At 58.5% G+C, this 16,310-nt stretch carries 15 protein-coding genes; 6 read left to right on the plus strand and 9 right to left on the minus strand.

Annotated features, from left to right (window positions below; translation table 11 throughout):
- Positions 1-220 precede the first annotated feature (220 nt).
- Positions 221-1,384 (minus strand): type III PLP-dependent enzyme, encoded by a 1,164-nt coding sequence (locus tag ACYP2A_RS26330; protein ID WP_459748866.1) that lies wholly within the window; start codon positions 1,382-1,384, stop codon positions 221-223.
- Between the two features lie 477 nt (positions 1,385-1,861).
- On the opposite strand from ACYP2A_RS26330, the gene ACYP2A_RS26335 reads away from it, so the two are divergent.
- Positions 1,862-4,345: a M60 family metallopeptidase gene (locus ACYP2A_RS26335; protein ID WP_459748867.1), complete on the plus strand. Its 2,484-nt coding sequence runs from the start codon at positions 1,862-1,864 to the stop codon at positions 4,343-4,345.
- Positions 4,346-4,616: 271 nt separating this feature from the next.
- Here the strand turns inward: ACYP2A_RS26335 and ACYP2A_RS26340 are convergent, their stop codons facing one another.
- Genes ACYP2A_RS26340 through ACYP2A_RS26355 form a run of 4 tightly spaced genes read right to left on the minus strand, consistent with a single transcriptional unit; the run spans position 4,617 to position 8,118 of the window.
- A complete protein-coding gene (locus ACYP2A_RS26340; RefSeq protein WP_459748868.1) occupies positions 4,617-5,783 on the minus strand; it encodes an osmoprotectant ABC transporter ATP-binding protein OsmV in 1,167 nt (388 codons plus the stop codon).
- Positions 5,780-6,433: an ABC transporter permease gene (locus ACYP2A_RS26345; RefSeq protein WP_459748869.1), complete on the minus strand. Its 654-nt coding sequence runs from the start codon at positions 6,431-6,433 to the stop codon at positions 5,780-5,782. Before ACYP2A_RS26345 ends, ACYP2A_RS26340 begins: the two co-directional genes overlap by 4 nt.
- 13 nt (positions 6,434-6,446) lie before the next feature.
- Entirely contained in the window at positions 6,447-7,340 is an 894-nt protein-coding gene (locus tag ACYP2A_RS26350) for a glycine betaine ABC transporter substrate-binding protein (RefSeq protein ID WP_459748870.1), read from the minus strand.
- 31 nt (positions 7,341-7,371) lie between these two features.
- Positions 7,372-8,118 (minus strand): ABC transporter permease, encoded by a 747-nt coding sequence (locus ACYP2A_RS26355; protein ID WP_459748871.1) that lies wholly within the window; start codon positions 8,116-8,118, stop codon positions 7,372-7,374.
- 299 nt (positions 8,119-8,417) lie between these two features.
- On the opposite strand from ACYP2A_RS26355, the gene ACYP2A_RS26360 reads away from it, so the two are divergent.
- Entirely contained in the window at positions 8,418-10,001 is a 1,584-nt protein-coding gene (locus tag ACYP2A_RS26360) for a peptide chain release factor 3 (protein WP_459748872.1), read from the plus strand.
- Between the two features lie 49 nt (positions 10,002-10,050).
- Here ACYP2A_RS26360 and ACYP2A_RS26365 read toward each other — a convergent pair whose 3' ends face one another.
- On the minus strand, positions 10,051-10,977 hold the full coding sequence (locus ACYP2A_RS26365; protein ID WP_459748873.1) for a LysR substrate-binding domain-containing protein: 927 nt from the start codon (positions 10,975-10,977) through the stop codon (positions 10,051-10,053).
- Positions 10,978-11,026: 49 nt separating this feature from the next.
- The gene (locus ACYP2A_RS26370) at positions 11,027-11,611 is read right to left on the minus strand and encodes an NAD(P)H-dependent oxidoreductase (protein ID WP_459748874.1); all 585 of its coding nucleotides are present in this window, start codon (positions 11,609-11,611) and stop codon (positions 11,027-11,029) included.
- Between the two features lie 180 nt (positions 11,612-11,791).
- On the opposite strand from ACYP2A_RS26370, the gene ACYP2A_RS26375 reads away from it, so the two are divergent.
- The gene (locus ACYP2A_RS26375) at positions 11,792-12,127 is read left to right on the plus strand and encodes a putative quinol monooxygenase (RefSeq protein WP_459748875.1); all 336 of its coding nucleotides are present in this window, start codon (positions 11,792-11,794) and stop codon (positions 12,125-12,127) included.
- On the opposite strand, the gene ACYP2A_RS26380 is transcribed toward ACYP2A_RS26375, so the two are convergent.
- Positions 12,081-12,845, minus strand: coding sequence for a sulfite exporter TauE/SafE family protein (locus ACYP2A_RS26380; protein WP_459748876.1), 765 nt, complete (start codon positions 12,843-12,845; stop codon positions 12,081-12,083). The genes ACYP2A_RS26375 and ACYP2A_RS26380 overlap by 47 nt on opposite strands.
- Before the next feature lie 105 nt (positions 12,846-12,950).
- On the opposite strand from ACYP2A_RS26380, the gene ACYP2A_RS26385 reads away from it, so the two are divergent.
- The gene (locus ACYP2A_RS26385) at positions 12,951-13,856 is read left to right on the plus strand and encodes a LysR substrate-binding domain-containing protein (RefSeq protein WP_459748877.1); all 906 of its coding nucleotides are present in this window, start codon (positions 12,951-12,953) and stop codon (positions 13,854-13,856) included.
- A 678-nt stretch (positions 13,857-14,534) separates the two neighbouring features.
- On the opposite strand, the gene ACYP2A_RS26390 is transcribed toward ACYP2A_RS26385, so the two are convergent.
- Positions 14,535-14,714, minus strand: coding sequence for a type II toxin -antitoxin system TacA 1-like antitoxin (locus ACYP2A_RS26390; protein WP_459748878.1), 180 nt, complete (start codon positions 14,712-14,714; stop codon positions 14,535-14,537).
- Between the two features lie 511 nt (positions 14,715-15,225).
- On the opposite strand from ACYP2A_RS26390, the gene ACYP2A_RS26395 reads away from it, so the two are divergent.
- Positions 15,226-15,432, plus strand: a complete 207-nt coding sequence (locus ACYP2A_RS26395) for a DUF6124 family protein (RefSeq protein WP_459748879.1) — start codon at positions 15,226-15,228, stop codon at positions 15,430-15,432.
- Between the two features lie 181 nt (positions 15,433-15,613).
- A complete protein-coding gene (locus tag ACYP2A_RS26400; RefSeq protein ID WP_459748880.1) occupies positions 15,614-16,309 on the plus strand; it encodes a DUF1963 domain-containing protein in 696 nt (231 codons plus the stop codon).
- Position 16,310: the final 1 nt, after the last annotated feature.

The following is a 16,310-nucleotide window of genomic DNA, read 5'->3' on the forward strand; positions in this document are numbered from 1 at the left end:
AGAGCCACTAAGAACATGACAGCGAATGGAATGGATACAACTTGTAGGAATAAGCCACACAAAGAAAATGGCGCCAAAATAGAGCTATTTATTTAATAATGGATCCAACCTTTTAAAGTAACCGGCACACAGACCACTGCCAGTTATTAACAAGACGCATTTCGACAGATGTAAAAAAACCCATGATCGCTCATGGGTTTTTTGGGTACCGCAGCCAGTCTTACAGGTAGAACGACTTCAGCGGCGGGAAGCCGTTGAATTCTACTGCGCTGTAGCTGGTGGTGTAGGCACCGGTCGACAGCCAGTACAGGCGGTCACCGATGGCCAGGTTCAGCGGCAAGCCGTACTTGTAGTGCTCGTACATGATGTCGGCGCTGTCGCAGGTAGGCCCTGCGATGACCACTTCTTCCATCTCGCCTTTTTTCTCGGTCCAGATCGGGAACTTGATGGACTCGTCCATGGTTTCGATCAGGCCGGAGAATTTGCCCACATCGGTGTACACCCAGCGCTCGACGGCGGTGCGCGACTTCCGAGCGACCAATACCACTTCGCTGACCAGAATACCGGCGTTGGCGATCAACGAACGGCCTGGTTCCAGGATGATTTCCGGCAGGTCGTCACCGAAGTCTTCCTTGAGGAAGCGGATTATTTCTTCGGCGTAGGTTTCCAGGCTGTTGGTACGGGTGATGTAGTTGGCCGGGAAGCCGCCACCCATGTTGATCAGCTTGAGTTCGATACCGTCTTCTTCTTTCAGGCGCTCGAAGATCACTTTGACCTTGGCAATTGCCGCATCCCAGACGCTGATGTCGCGCTGCTGAGAACCGACGTGGAACGAGATGCCGTACGGCACCAGGCCCAGGTCACGGGCAAGAATCAGCAGGTCCATGGCCATGTCGGTCTGGCAGCCGAATTTGCGCGACAAAGGCCAGTCGGCGGTGGTCGAGCCTTCGGTCAGAATACGCACGTAGACTTTCGAACCCGGTGCGGCCTTGGCGATGTTGCGCAGGTCGGCTTCGGAGTCGGTGGAGAACAGACGCACGCCTTTGTCGTAGAAGTAGCGGATGTCCTTGGATTTCTTGATGGTGTTGCCGTAGCTGATACGCTCCGGACCAACGCCGCGGCTCATGACCTTGTCCAGCTCGTAGATCGAGGCGATGTCGAAGCTCGAACCCTTTTCCTTGAGCAGGTCGATGATTTCGACTGCCGGGTTAGCCTTGACGGCGTAGTACACCTTGGCGAATTCGAAACCTGCGCGCAGGTCATCGTAGGCCTGGCTGATCATCTTGGTGTCGATGACCACGAACGGGGTTTCCTGGGTGTCAGCGAACGCCTTCATTTTGTTGAAGGTGCTTTTTTCGAAATAGTCTTCGACCTTGATCGACATGCTCAGGGACTCCTGGGGGCAAACAAATGAATAAATGGGTGCAAATGAACGTCCTCCGTATCCCCACTTTGGTTCGCCTACTTCCCAAGGCATGTCGCCGAAAGCAAAAAGGCCATGGGGCGGCTCCCCTTGGCCTTGCTGTCTCGTCGTCAGTACTTGAGCCGGATGGATCGTTTCCAGCATGGACGTTCGGCGCGAACTTTAGGACCTGAGGGGCGATAGATCAACTAAAAATGTCGCGTTTTCGCACGAGGTTCTCAGATCGTTCCTGCACCCACCTGTGTAAACGACCTACATGACAGGCTTATGTTCCCTCACAGAGTCAGTTCGCGGACCGGCGCGGTAAATGCATCGATACCGTCACCTGGCGTCGCATCCGACCTTAAAGCCCAAAACCTGATAGTTCTGACAGTACCCGACAGCAGACAAAGGGCGTTCAATACAAGCCTTGGATATTCAGGTTGAAGGGAATCGGCCATGAGCACGCACCATGTGCAAACGCTTGGAGCGCCGCCGTATGCGACGGCATCACAAACCTTCCGGATCTATGGCCGAGGCTCAGCCGAAGCTCACCGGCTACGTCACGCCAGAGCGCGACGGCACAGTGAATACCAACCCACCGGGGTGTATGTGGCAGCGGGCGAACGGCTGACAATCACTGTCGTAGGTTTCTCCTTGGGCAACCTGTATGCCGTCATTGGCGTTCCCGAACTGGATACGCCGACCAGCTTTGCGCTTGCGCTCGGGCAAAACATCGTGACGGCCCCCCATGCAGGCCTGCTCAGCTTTATCAATCGCAGCCCGTCAGGGCATATTGATATGGTGGTGGATCCGGTCAATGCCAGGGTGCCGACATTCGAGCTGGGCCTGAACGATAATGCCGACTGGGCCAGGCAAATGGCAGAGCACAGCAGCGCACCAGTTGTACTGCTGATGAGCACTCGCGCCCTCGTTGTGGTTCGTTATCGCAGCGCAGACCTCTACTTACGCGACCCTGAAGCCCTGATGCAGAATTTCGAGCTGTTTATTGCGGCTCAGGACGACATATCAGGAATCGGCGATGAACGGCTGGAAGATTGCCGAATAGATCCGAGCCAATTGCTGTATCTGGAAGCCGATCGCGGCTTCATGTTCGCTGCGCAGGGCTATATGGGTTTCACCGGATCGGGGGCACTGTCGACCTTGCTGTCTGCCGATCGCAACACCGGCTGGGGCCCTTGGCACGAAAGCGGCCACCAACGGCAACTGGATCCCTTCACCTGGAGCCAGGGCTCTGGCATGACAGAAGTCACGGTTAATCTGTATTCCATGGCCGCGCAGGAAATGTTCGATGGCCGGGCCGGACGCCTGGATGAAGTTTACCCGGCCACCAGAGCGTATCTGCAAAACCCGCACAGAAACTACCACACGCTCGCGAACGTCTTTCACAAGCTGGCAATGCTATGGCAATTACGTCTGACATTCGGCAAGAGCTTTTACCCTCAAGCTCACCAGCTTTATCGGCTCATGCCGGATCAGCCGCAGAATGATGATGACAAGGTACAACGGTTTATCGTCGAAACGTCTTTGCTGACAGGCCTTGATCTCACGCCTTTTTTTGATCGCTGGGGGCTCTATGCAACGCCACGAACCCTCATCGGCCTCGGACACTTGCCCGTGCTGAGCGAGCCACTGTGGGAAACGGACGCTACCCACTCATTTCCCCTGCCCTTGCCTCGGCCGGACTATATTCCCTTGCTGGCCTATCTGACCGCCAATACAAGGATGGTGGCATTCAGCGCTAACGCCTTTCAACTGAGCATCGCGTCAGAGTGGCTAACACCTTACCGATTCGAGATTTCAGTCAATGAGCAGACGGTTGCTGCCGTGGATGACGGCGTCGGCGAAAACTGCACCGTATTTGCGGACTATATCGAAGTGCCCGTTACGCTCACCGGCCAAGACAAGATAGATATTTTCGTGGTCCTGGGCAGCCATCGCCACGCGTTGCTGACCAGCAGCCGCTTTCATTATTTGTTCAATATACAACTTGCCTCCTTGTTCACCGACCGGGCCCGGACCCAGCTCGACCCGGATATCACCCAGGCAGACCTCGACTTGCTGTTTGCAGAGCTTCAACAGTGGATCGTCGACCCTGCCCTGTTTGATCTGTTTCATCGTGCTCAAGGTTTGTTGCTGGTGACAACATTCAGAACGGTTTCGATCACCGAAAACTCAGTGACCGTAACGCTTGCAGGCGAGGCCTACAAAAACCATGACTACCAGATCGGAACCCGCACACGAGGCTTTGCAGAGCTCATTAAAGGCGTGCCGCTTTTTTCCAGCCTTATCGCTGGTGTGTGGCGCTGGATCGGGGTTTATGACACCACGTCGGAGGTCATGGTGCGCGTCATCATGAATGCCGGTCATGAGTACATCTTGTTCAGCGGCACCGTGGCGCAAGACCTGATCGCCCGTCCCATTGCGGCATTGTTCACGGATGACTCGATGACTGCGCTACTGCCCCATGTGGTGCAAGCGACTCTCGACCCGTTGTGGATAACGGTCAGGGGCAATTTCAGCCTCGCGCCACGCAACAGGGCAAGATTGCTCGAAAAGCTGGGCATGGCTCAATGCCTGCTGCTGCTTCCCACCATCGAACGCGTCGAAGAGGCCTCGAATGGATTGAGCGTTTATTTCAGCAATGATGATTTCAAAAATTTTATCTATTTCTTGCGCATGAACGGCGCTTACGTATCGGAAGTCAACAAAGGCCAGAATTACTATTCCTCCCTAAATGACCGCCACTGGAGAACCACGGTAAATATTGGCAGCGAGGACCGTTGCAGAATCGATGTGATGTTTGAAGGCGAACGTTACCCGCTGTATCAAAGTCCTGAGACGACCAGAGTCGCCGAAAGCGCTGAAGACACAGACAAGGCCATGACCCTTTGTGGTGCGGACGTCTGGCTTTTAAGTTGAAAAGATAGATACCGTGGGTGGCAAACAAGCAGTCCGTCTCAACACTGACAGTATTGTCAGTAGCTCGCCCATCCGTGACAGCACACGCTGGCAAGCACGGTGTTCGACTGGCTGCGTAAGGAGACGACCATGCCCACCGATGCCAAAGAGCGGTCTTTTATCGCGACACTGAAATCGGAGCACCCCGACTACTCAGCATCGCTTGATCTCTCAAAACGGCTTCAGGAAAGCGATGTACCCCTACGCCATTCGGCGCAGGGTTTCGCTGCAATCACCCCACCGCTTCAGCCGCAATCTCCGCCGGCGAAACAATACTGGTCTTGGCCCCGCGCGAGCGCCCGGAACTCAGGTACGCCGCAATCGACTCTTGCGTCACCTCACCCAGAAAAACTTTCTCGGCATCCAGCACCGGCAGCCACGAGCGGTTGAACTCGTACATGCGCGACAGCAGGATGCGCAGGTTTTCGTCATACGCCGCCGTGCCGTTGAACTCGCGCAAGAACTGCACGCAGGTGCCCTGCTGGCGGTGCAGGTCGCGGCGACGCACGTAGCCCATGGCCTTGTTGCCTGCGTCGGTGACCACCACGTAGCGGCGGTCGTTTTCGTCCATGACTTCCAGCGCATCGGTCACCGGAGTTTCCGGGCTGACCGACGGCGCGTTGTCGGCAGCGTCTTCTGCCTTGACCAGCAGCAGGCGCTTGAGCGTGCTGTCCTGACCGACGAAGTTGGAGACGAAGTCATCGGCCGGATGCGCCAGCAAGGTGTCCGGGTGGTCGATCTGCACCAGCTTGCCGGCGCGGAAGATCGCAATCTTGTCGCCCAGTTTCAGGGCTTCGTCGATGTCGTGGCTGACCATGATCACGGTCTTGTTCAGCGCGCGCTGCATCTCGAAGAACTCGTTCTGGATCATTTCGCGGTTGATCGGGTCGACCGCACCGAACGGCTCGTCCATCAGCAGCAATGGAGCGTCAGCGGCCAGGGCGCGGATCACGCCGATACGCTGTTGCTGGCCACCGGACAGTTCGCGCGGGTAGCGATGCAGGTACTGCTTGGGTTCGAGCTTGATCATGTTCATCAGCTCGCGGGCGCGGTCATGACACTTCTGCTTGTCCCAGCCGAGCAGTTTGGGCACGACCACGATGTTTTCTTCGATGGTCATGTTGGGGAACAGGCCGATCTGCTGGATCACGTAGCCGATGTTGCGGCGCAGGGTCACTTCGTCAAGCCCGGTGGTGTCTTCGCCGTTGATCAGCACCTTGCCGGAGGTCGGCTCGATCAGGCGGTTGATCATCTTCAGCGTGGTGCTCTTGCCGCAACCGGAAGGGCCGAGAAACACACAGATCTCGCCTTCGTTGACGGTCAGGCTGACCGAGTCGACCGCCTTCACTTCTTTGCCGTTGCTCTGGAAAGTCTTGGTGAGGTTCTGGAGTTCGATCATTTCAGGAGTCCTTTTGGAGTCAGCGTGCGTTGCAGCAGTTGCAGGAGCAGGTCGGCGATGATGGCCAGGATGCTGACCAGCACTGCGCCGACGATCAGCATCGACATGTCGCTGCGGCTGATTGAAGCAAGAATGAGTACACCCAGACCGCCGGCGCCAATGGTGGCGGCGATGGTCATGACGCCGATGTTCATCACCACGGCGGTGCGCACACCGGCGAGGATGACCGGCACGGCAATCGGGAGTTCGACCATGCGCAGGCGCTGGCCGAAGGTCATGCCGATACCCTTGGCCGCTTCACGGATGCCGGGCTCGACGCCGGTCAGGGCCAGGTAGGTGTTGCGCATGATCGGCAGCAGTGAATAAAGAAACACGGCGGTGATTGCCGGCAGCGGGCCCAGGCCCTGGCCGAATTTTGAATAGAACGGCAGCAGCAGGCCGAACAGGGCAATCGATGGCACGGTCAGCAGCACTGTGGCGCTGGCCTGCAAGGGGCCAGCGACCGCCGGAAAGCGGGTCATCAGGATGCCCAGCGGCACACCGACGACAATGGCCAGGGTCACGGCGACGCCGACGAGGGTGATGTGCTGCCAGGTCAGTTGGGCAACCTGATTCCAGTCCATGTGCGAGAAGGCGCTGAAAAATTCCATACATGTGCCTCCTTTAATTAAGCGGATGCTGGCGCAGGAACTCTGCGGCAACGGTGGACGGGCTCTGGTGATCGACATCCACCTTGGCGTTCAGGCCACGCATGGTGGTGTTATCCAGCAGCGCCGCCAGCGGTTCGAGCAGGCCGGAGATTTCCGGGTGAGCATCGAGAAAGTCTTTGCGGATCACCGGGGCGGCGGTGTAGTCCGGGAAATACTTCTTGTCGTCGTCCAGCACCTTGAGCTTGAACGCGTCCAGGCGACCGTCGGTGGTGTAGACCAGCCCTGCAAACACCTGGCCGTTGCGCAGCGCGGTGTAGACCAGGCCCGCGTCCATCTGGCGGATGTTCTCGCGGCCCAGGTTCATGCCGTAATGCTTGACCATCCCCAGCAAACCGTCGGAGCGGTTGGCGAACTCGGTGTCCAGCGCCACGATATGGCCCTGGTCGGCTTCATCTTTAAGCACCTTGGTCAGGTCGGTCATGGTGTTGACCTGCGGGTACTGGTCGGCGACGTTCTTGGGCAGCGCCAGGGCGTAGGTGTTGTTGAACTTCGATGGTGCCAGCCAGATCAGGCCTTTTTTGGCATCGACTTCCTTGACCCGGGCGTAGGTCTGCTCGCTGTCGAGTTTTTCGTCGATGTGGTTGTAGGCCACCAGCGAAACGCCGGTGTATTCCCACAGCAGGTCCAGCTGGCCGCTTTCGTGTGCACTGCGCGCCAGGTTGCTGCCCAGCCCGCCGGTGATCTGCACGTCAAAGTTCTTGGTGCGCAGGTATTGCGCGGTCAGTTCGGCGAGCAGGGTCTGTTCGGTGAACACCCGGGCACCGATGCGCAGCAGTGGCTTGTCGGCCGCCTGGGCGAACGCCGAGAACAGCAGGCCAAGGCCCAGTAATAAACATAATTTCTTCATGAGGGTTCCTTATCGTCTCTGCGGCATCGTCTCAGCGGCTCAGGCCGCGCTCGAGCCAGATGCGGCTGAACAGCGTGACCAGACCATCGAGCAGCAGCGCCAGCAAGGCGGTGCACGCCGCGCCCAGCAGCAATTGCGGCTGGTTGTTCAGGCCGATACCCGGAAAAATCAGGCTGCCCAGGCTATTGGCGCCGATCAGGAACGACAGCGGGGCAGTACCGACGTTGAGCGCCAGCGAGATGCGCACGCCACCAACGATGATCGGCACGGCATTGGGCAGCTCGACCTTGAACAGCACCTGACGCGGGGTCATGCCGATGCCGGTGGCGGCTTCCTTGAGGGAGGCGGGAACGTTTTTCAGGCCTTCGTAGGTGTTGCGCACGATGGGCAGCAACGAGGCGAGGAACAGCGCAAAGATGGCAGGCCCACTGCCGATCCCGAGAATCCCGAGAGCAATGGCCAGAACCGCAAGAGGAGGAACGGTGTTACCGATGTTGAAGATCTGCATGAAGCGTTCGGCGCGGCCAACCATGGACGGTCGGCTCAAGGCAATGCCGGCAGGAATACCGACCACCAGGGCCGCCAACATTGAAACCAGAACCAGAACCAGATGCGCTTGCAGATAAAACAGCAGGTCATCCTTGTACTTCACAAATGTTTCAGTGCCGATCCATTGGACCAGCAGGGCCAGGAGTACGATGATAATCGCGCCTCCCACTAGCCCCTTGCCATAGCGATTAGCCACGGGCGGACTCCTTTTTTCAGTCGGCGAGCGCATGCCCTGGCATCCGTTGCAGGATGCAGGTTCAACGTTCGCGAAGAGCAGCAGGTGGGTCGCCATAAAAGGCGAAAACACAAGCCATGAGCACAGCTTCGTCAAGCCGATTTGCAGATGAATCAGCCACTTGAAACAGTCCTGACATGGCCTGTTACAAGGGAATGGACGTCTCCGGAATCCGAAAGGTTCCCACGCGAGACAGCATTTGGCCACCCCGGATCGACTGAGCGGTTCGGTTATTGGCCCGAGTTGCGCTATAATCTGCGCCCTTTTTTGACTCCCTTTTCAGGCGATTCCCCATGACGCAACAGGCCGCCGAAGTCGCGAAACGTCGCACTTTCGCCATCATCTCCCACCCCGACGCCGGTAAAACCACCATTACCGAAAAGCTCCTGCTGATGGGCAAGGCGATTTCGGTGGCCGGTACGGTCAAATCGCGTAAATCCGATCGTCATGCCACCTCCGACTGGATGGAAATGGAAAAGCAGCGCGGCATTTCCATTACCACCTCGGTCATGCAGTTTCCGTATCGCGAGCACATGATCAACCTGCTCGACACCCCGGGCCACGAAGACTTCTCGGAAGACACCTACCGCACCCTGACCGCTGTGGACTCGGCGCTGATGGTGCTCGACGGCGGTAAAGGCGTCGAGCCACGGACCATCGCACTGATGGACGTCTGCCGCCTGCGTGACACGCCGATCGTCAGCTTCATCAACAAACTCGACCGCGACATCCGCGACCCGATCGAGCTGCTCGACGAAATCGAAGCGGTATTGAAGATCAAGGCCGCGCCGATCACCTGGCCGATCGGTTGCTACCGTGACTTCAAAGGCGTGTACCACCTGGCCGGCGACTACATCATCGTCTACACCCCAGGCCACGGTCATGAACGCACCGAGACCAGGATCATCGAGAAACTGGACTCGGACGAAGCCCGCGCCCATCTGGGCGACGAGTACGAGCGCTTTATCGAGCAGCTTGAGCTGGTGCAGGGCGCCTGCCACGAATTCGACCAGGACGAATTCATCAACGGCCAGTTGACCCCGGTGTTCTTCGGCACCGCGCTGGGTAACTTCGGTGTCGACCATGTGCTCGATGCCGTCGTCGACTGGGCACCGCGCCCGCTGGCGCGTGAAGCCCGCGAGCGTAACGTGGAGCCGGTCGAAGAGAAATTCAGCGGCTTCGTGTTCAAGATCCAGGCGAACATGGACCCCAAGCACCGCGACCGCATTGCGTTCATGCGCATCTGCTCGGGCCGCTATGAGAAAGGCATGAAGATGCGCCACGTGCGCCTGGGCAAGGACGTGCGTATCGGCGACGCCCTGACCTTCTTCTCGTCGGAACGTGAAATGCTCGAAGAGGCTTATGCTGGCGACATCATCGGCCTGCACAACCACGGCACCATACAGATCGGCGACACCTTCACCGAAGGCGAGGCTCTGGGCTTCACCGGTATTCCGCACTTCGCCCCGGAACTGTTCCGTCGCGTACGCCTGAAAGACCCGCTCAAGTCCAAGCAACTGCGCCAGGGCTTGCAGCAACTGGCCGAAGAAGGCGCCACCCAGGTGTTCTTCCCGCAGCGCAGCAACGACATCATTCTCGGCGCCGTCGGTGTGCTGCAGTTCGATGTAGTCGCCAGCCGCCTGAAAGAGGAATACAAGGTCGAATGCGCCTACGAGCCGATCACCGTCTGGTCGGCCCGCTGGGTCGATTGCGCCGACAAGAAGAAGCTCGAAGAGTTTGAAACCAAGGCCGTGGAAAACCTGGCACTCGACGGCGGTGGTCACCTGACCTACCTGGCGCCGACGCGGGTCAACCTGGCGCTGATGGAAGAACGCTGGCCAGACGTGAAATTCCGCGCGACCCGCGAGCATCATTGATCTTTTCGCGGCTAAAGCGGATCGCCGCCCGGCCGCTCCTACGTGCACCTCATCCCCGTAGGAGCGGCTTTAGCCGCGAAGGACACGCATACTCCGCCAGCTTTTCCTGCATGAAATCCAGAAAGCATTCGATCCGCAGCGCCAGTTTGGAGTTGCGGTAGTACACCGCATTGATCGGCTGGCGATAGCCGCTGTTGGCCTCGCTCAAAATGGCGACAAGCCGGCCTTCGCTCAGGTCTTCGTGGGTCATGAAATGCGACAGACAGGCAATCCCCTCCCCGACCAGCGCCAGATGCCGCAAGGTATCGCCGCTGGACGCCGCAATGCTCGGCTCAATTGCAAAGCGGTCGCCGCCGACATGGCGCAGCGGCCAGTGATTGAGCGTCTCGACCTGCGTGAACCCCAGCAACGTATGCCCGGCAAGGTCAGTGACCGACGCTGGCGTGCCGTGACGCTGTAAATAAGCAGGGCTGGCGACGATGTTCAGCCCAGTGCAGCCCAGGGAGCGTGCGTGCAGGGTCGAGTCGCTGAGTTCGCCGATGCGGATGGCGATGTCGGTGCTCTGTTCCAGCAGGTCGATGAACCAGTCGTTGCTGGTCAGCTCCAGCTGGATATCCGGGTACAGGCGGCGAAACTCGCCGACATGCGGCACCACCGAATGCAGCATGAAGGGCGATGCGGCATTGACCCGCAGGCGCCCGGCCGGTTTCTGCCGGGACTGGGCCAGGTGCTCTTCAAGGTTGTGCATGCGTTCGAGAATGTCGCGGGCGTGGTCCAGAAAGAATCGGCCTTCCTCGGTCAGGTCCATGCGCCGGGTGGTGCGATTGAGCAGCGTGGTCTGCAGCTTGGCTTCCAGCCGGGTCAGGGTGCGACTGACGCCTGAGGGCGTCAGGCCCAACTGTTCGGCGGCAGCGGAAATAGACCCGCTTTCGATCACCGAAACGAACACCTGCAACTCATCGGATCTGGCTTTCATAGTGGGCCCACGGCGTTAGACGAGGCGGGATGGTAGCCGGGTTTGCCCGTTAACCGCCAAACACCTCCCCCAAATGCGCTTCATAACGCTGCACATCACCTTCAATGTTCGGGCGCTTCATCACGTCCACCGCCAGAAAGGTCGGCAGCGCGGTCATGCCCAGAAACTGATTGGCCTTGTGGAACGGAAAATACACCGCGTCTACGCCTTTGGCTTCGAAGAAGTCGCTCGGGTCGTCGAAGGCTTGTTGCGGGGCGTTCCAGGTCAGCGAGAGCATGTATTGCTTGCCGTGCAGCAAACCGCCGCTGCCGTATTTCTGTGAGGCGTCGGAGCGGGTGCGGCCGTCGTTGGCGTACAGGCTGCCGTGGCCTTCGGTGAAGACTTCGTCGATGTATTTTTTCACGGTCCACGGCGCGCCCATCCACCAGCCGGGCATCTGCCAGACGATCACGTCGGCCCAGAGAAACTTCTGCACTTCTTCGGCCACGTCATAGCCACCGTCGATGAAGGTGTGCTGCACATCGAAACCGGCGCGGTCCATGAACGCGATGCCTGCATCGTGCAGGGTGGCGTTATAACGGCCGTCGGAATGGGCGAATTGTTTGCCGCCATTGAGGAACAGGATCTTTTTCATGAGAAAACCTCTGCAGGGTCGCCTCGTTTTTTGAGGCTCGCTAAATGAATGGACGGCAGAATAGCGAGTCATCGGGCCTGGACAAAGGTGCTGACGGGCAAATGACATTTGCCTGTAAATCACGAATCAAAGACCTATTGTTGACTTAAGATAACGTCACTTTCATTCAAGGAGCTTCTTGTGAGCGAGCGCGTCAGCTTCATCCTGCATGCCTACACCCGCCCGGAAAAATCCGCCGAATTCGAAGCGCTGCTCAGCGGCTATGTCGCAGCCAGCCGCAGCGAACCCGGTTGCATCGAGTACCACATGCTGCGCGACCAGGCCGACCCGAGCCTGTTCATCTTCTTTGAGGTCTGGGAAAGCCAGGCGCATCTGGACGTGCATTCGGCGCTGCCGCACATGGCGAAATTCGCCGAACAGCGCGCCGACTACCTGACCCGCGATTTCGAGATACGCCGTATCGACATGCTCAGCCCTGCATCAGCAAATGCAGGCCCAGCCCAGCCATCCCGATAAAGAACACCCGCTTGAACAGCGCCGCGCTGATGCGTTTGCGCAGCCACTGACCGAGCAGCATGCCCAGTAGCGCCGGCGCCAGCGCCAGCCATGAAGCGCCCAGTTCGCTGCCGCCCAGCGCGCCGCTACCGGCAAGCCCGGCCGCCAGCGCCAGGGTCGAGACCGTGAATGACAGGCCCAGCGCCTGCACCAGTTGATCGCGGCTCAGCCCCAGCGCCTGCAAATATGGCACCGCAGGGATCACGAATACGCCGGTGGCCGAGGCAACGATGCCAGTCAACAACCCGCATGCCGGGCCCAGCCAGCGCTCAGTGGCGTGTGGAACCCTGAACGTCGGCAGCGCCAGCCCGCTCACGGCATAGACCAGCAGCGCTGCGCCCAATGCCCGGGTCATCGACGGTCCGCCATTGATGCCCAGCCACCACGAGCCCAGCCCGGTGCCGACCGCAATCATCAGCAGCATCGGCCACAGCCGACCGAGCAAGCCGCGCAACTGCCCGCCATTGGCCAGTTGCCAGACATTGGTCACGGTGGACGGAATGATCAGCAAAGCGGCGGCCTGTGCAGGCGACATCGCCAGCCCCAGCAAGCCCATCGCCACAGTGGGCAAGCCCAGCCCGATCACGCCCTTGACCGCGCCAGCCAGCAGAAATGTGCCGATGATCAGTGCGGTCAGCGTCCAGCCGATGTTTTGATAAAACGCGAGAAGTGTGTTCATGAAGGCAGCATGGCGCAGGTCGGACGAGTTGAAAATCAGGCATATACTCAGGCAGCCTCAGGCACAGACAGAGGCATAAGAGTCAATCCATTTTCCGGGGCCTCCATGCATTTCGACCTCACCGACCTGCGGCTTTTTCTCAATATCCTCGAAACCGGCAATATCACTGCCGGCGCCAACCGCAGCCATTTATCGCTGGCCTCGGCCAGTGCCCGGGTGCGGGCTATGGAAGGCTCGCTCAACAGCCCGTTGCTGGAACGCAACCGCCGCGGCATCACCCCGACCCCGGCCGGCAAGGCGCTGGGCCGGCATGCGCGGCTGATTTTGCAACAGGTCGAGCACCTGCAAGAAGACCTGGCCGATTATGCGCAGGGCTTCAAAGGCCAGATCCGCCTGCTGTGCAATACCTCGACCTTGAGCGAACACTTGCCCGAATTGCTCGCCGGCTTTCTGGTCAGCCACCCGCATATCGACATCGACCTGCAAGAACAACCGAGCCTGCGCATTCTTCACGCCCTGCGCCACGGTACGGCAGATATTGGCATCGTCACCGATGCGGTGGACGCCAGCGACCTGCAAACCCTGCCCTTTCGTGACGATCCGCTGAGCGTGGTGATGCCGTTGGGGCATGCGTTACAGGCGCACGACAGCCTTCGCTTCAGCCAGATCCTTGATTTTGATGTGGTGGCGCTGGCGGCCAACAGTGCGCTGGGGATTTACCTGGAAGAACAGGCGCTGCACATCGGCAAGCGCCTGCGCATCCGCGTGCGGGCCGAGGGGTTCGATGGTGTGCTGCGCATGGTGACGCACGGCGCGGGGCTGGGGATTGTGCCGCAGGCAGCGGTGGATCGCTGGCAGGGGCCGCAGGATTTTCTCGCCGTGCGGCTGGAAGATGATTGGGCCGACCGCAAGCTGCTGCTGTGTGCGGCAGAGTTTGCGGCGTTGCCGGGGTATGCGCGGGAGTTGGTGGCGGTGTTGGCGCAGGACGGGGTTGGGTTAATAGCAGAATAAGCAGTGCCGCAGGACTAATGCAGATCAGTCGGTCTGGCACCTAATCTGGCAGATCGCGAACAGATAAGGAGATCACTCGCCGCCTTGGCGCCGCGCTGTCGCGCAGCAAACATTGGATGTAGGAGGGAGCGGGCGGCGATCCGTCTCTGCCGGAATGCCGGACCATCGCGATCGGCTGCGCAGCAGTCGTAGATTCGCAGCGTTTCGACGATTTCTGTGAGCGCTTCGCGCTCAATCGCCAGCAGAGCTGCCTCCTACAGATTTTTGTTTTTAATTCAATAAAATCAATAACTTATTTTATGTTTGATGAGAGATTACCCGTCGCCACGGCGCCGCGCTGTCGCGCAGCAAACATGGGGCCGTAGGAGGGAGCTCTGCTCGCGATCGGCTGCGTAGCAGTCGTAAAATGCTAGCGTTTCAGAAATCTCTGTGAGCGCTTCGCGCTCAATCGCCAGCAGAGCTGCCTCCTACAGATTTGTGTTTTTAATTCAATAAAATCAATAAGTTATTTTATGTTTGATGAGAGCGAAAGCTCGTGAAAGGACCTGTAAAACCGGTACATCTGCTGCGTCTGTACCACAGCATTAGTCGCAGTGCTGCCCGCAGGTCTGCGCCACGCCTTCACTGATCGGCATTATGCTGTAGGACCCAATAACGGTCGAAGCCACTGCTACGCGCTCAACCCCAGCGCCTGGACCTCATTAAGAGGGTTTGCAGGCATTCGTTACTTCTGGCGGGACTGTCCTGCAGAGTCTGTTCGAAAGCCTCAAAGGCGGCGTCATTGAGCATGAATAGCTGCTTTTCCAAAATGACTTCTGGCTTATCGGGCTTATCCGACTCTGGATGAACAGGGCTCATGGCTTCCCCTCAGTGGAATAGTTTTCAGGTGCTGCGTCTGTCATTAGCAAGGTAGTCGCGTTTCTGTGCGAGCGTAAAACTGATGCATGACTGCGTACAGCAAATATTCACAAGCCAAGCACTGTCGTGACGTGTCTACCCTTCTGGACCCAGGGCAGCTCAAAAAGGCCGTGGCCGTTACTTCAACTCACAAAATGTCTGCTTTGGCAGTCCGATCCGGCAGCCGTTTCGCTTTCCTTTGTACGAACTTTCCGAGAAAATCCCGGCCGCTTGCGTGTTACAACTTCGGCTACTAGGCTGCGTTCTTCGCTGAACAATCAGCGATCGGGTTTAGCAGCCTGAAGAGGGCCATGTGACATGCAAGTAGCCATTTTATGGCGGCTTCGCGTGGGGCACCTTCGGGTGCGCCGGTCTATCGCATGTTACCTCCCGGTCTGCTAACCCGCGTCGAAGCCGCCACCCTTGTTCGTTTAGCAGCGAGCATACGGTGGCCCCAAACAGGTTACATGCAATGAAAAAGATGGTCCCCGATCCACCCAGCCTTGAAGATTCCCTCCTCTATGTCATGAACGTGCTGCGCAGTGCAGCCGCCAGCGCCTATGAAAGCGCCGATGGCCTCAACGGCAGCCAGCGCGACCTGGCCTTTTCGACCCATCACCTGATCGAGCTGGCCAGATCCGTTCTGGAGGATGCATTAAGCCGACTGGAAACCGTATAGCCCTGCCCTGTAGGAGGCAGCTCTGCTGGCGAAAGGGCCAGTGAAGCCGACACTTTTGTAGTGACTGTGATGCAGTCATCGCGGGCAGAGCCCCCCTCCTACATCATGCGCCAGGTGGAAGCTTGCGAACCTTCGCCGCTTAAACGGTTCCTACGCGGTAAGTTTTCGAATGGAGTTCGCTGTGAATATTCAGGAAATCAAACGTCAGTTGGTCAAACCCGCCACCACCTTCGAGGCCGGCGGCTTTCGGCCCACCGATGCCATTGAAGAAAGCTGGCTGGGCCGGGTCTTTCTGTATCGCCCCGACGAAGAAATTCCCGTCAATGCCACCGGGCAACCGCTGTTCCCCCTCGCCCAGTTTTATCTGCCCGCCCTGCCCTGGGTCAGCCCGTTGCTGGCCAATGTGCGGGTGCTGACGGTGTTCATGACCGAGGACTTTGGTGAGGTCTTCGAGCCGATGGGCGACAACTGGCTGATCCGCGAATACGGGTATGACGAGGAACTGGTGCGCAAGGATTTGAGCGTGCCGACCTCGTTCCTCAAGGCCTTCCCGCTCAAGGCAGAAAAGCTCGAAGAGGATTATCCGCTCTGGGATGGCGCCGGCGTACCCGAGGACCTGGTCGATGAAATCTGCGCGCTGGAGAACGCAGGCGAGATCAGCAACTATTTCGATGTCACCACCCACAGCTACAAGCACAAGATCGGCGGCTGGCCGTCGTTCTGCCAGCCGGGGATCGAAGCCGGTGAAGGCTTTGAGTTCGTGTTTCAGATTTCATCCGACCCGAAGATCAATCTGAACGTGGTCGACAACGGCAGCCTGATGTTCTGGAAGCATCGGGTCACCGGCGAATGGCTGATTTATTACGACTTCTATTGAG

The organism is Pseudomonas sp. 3A(2025), from assembly GCF_054589175.1.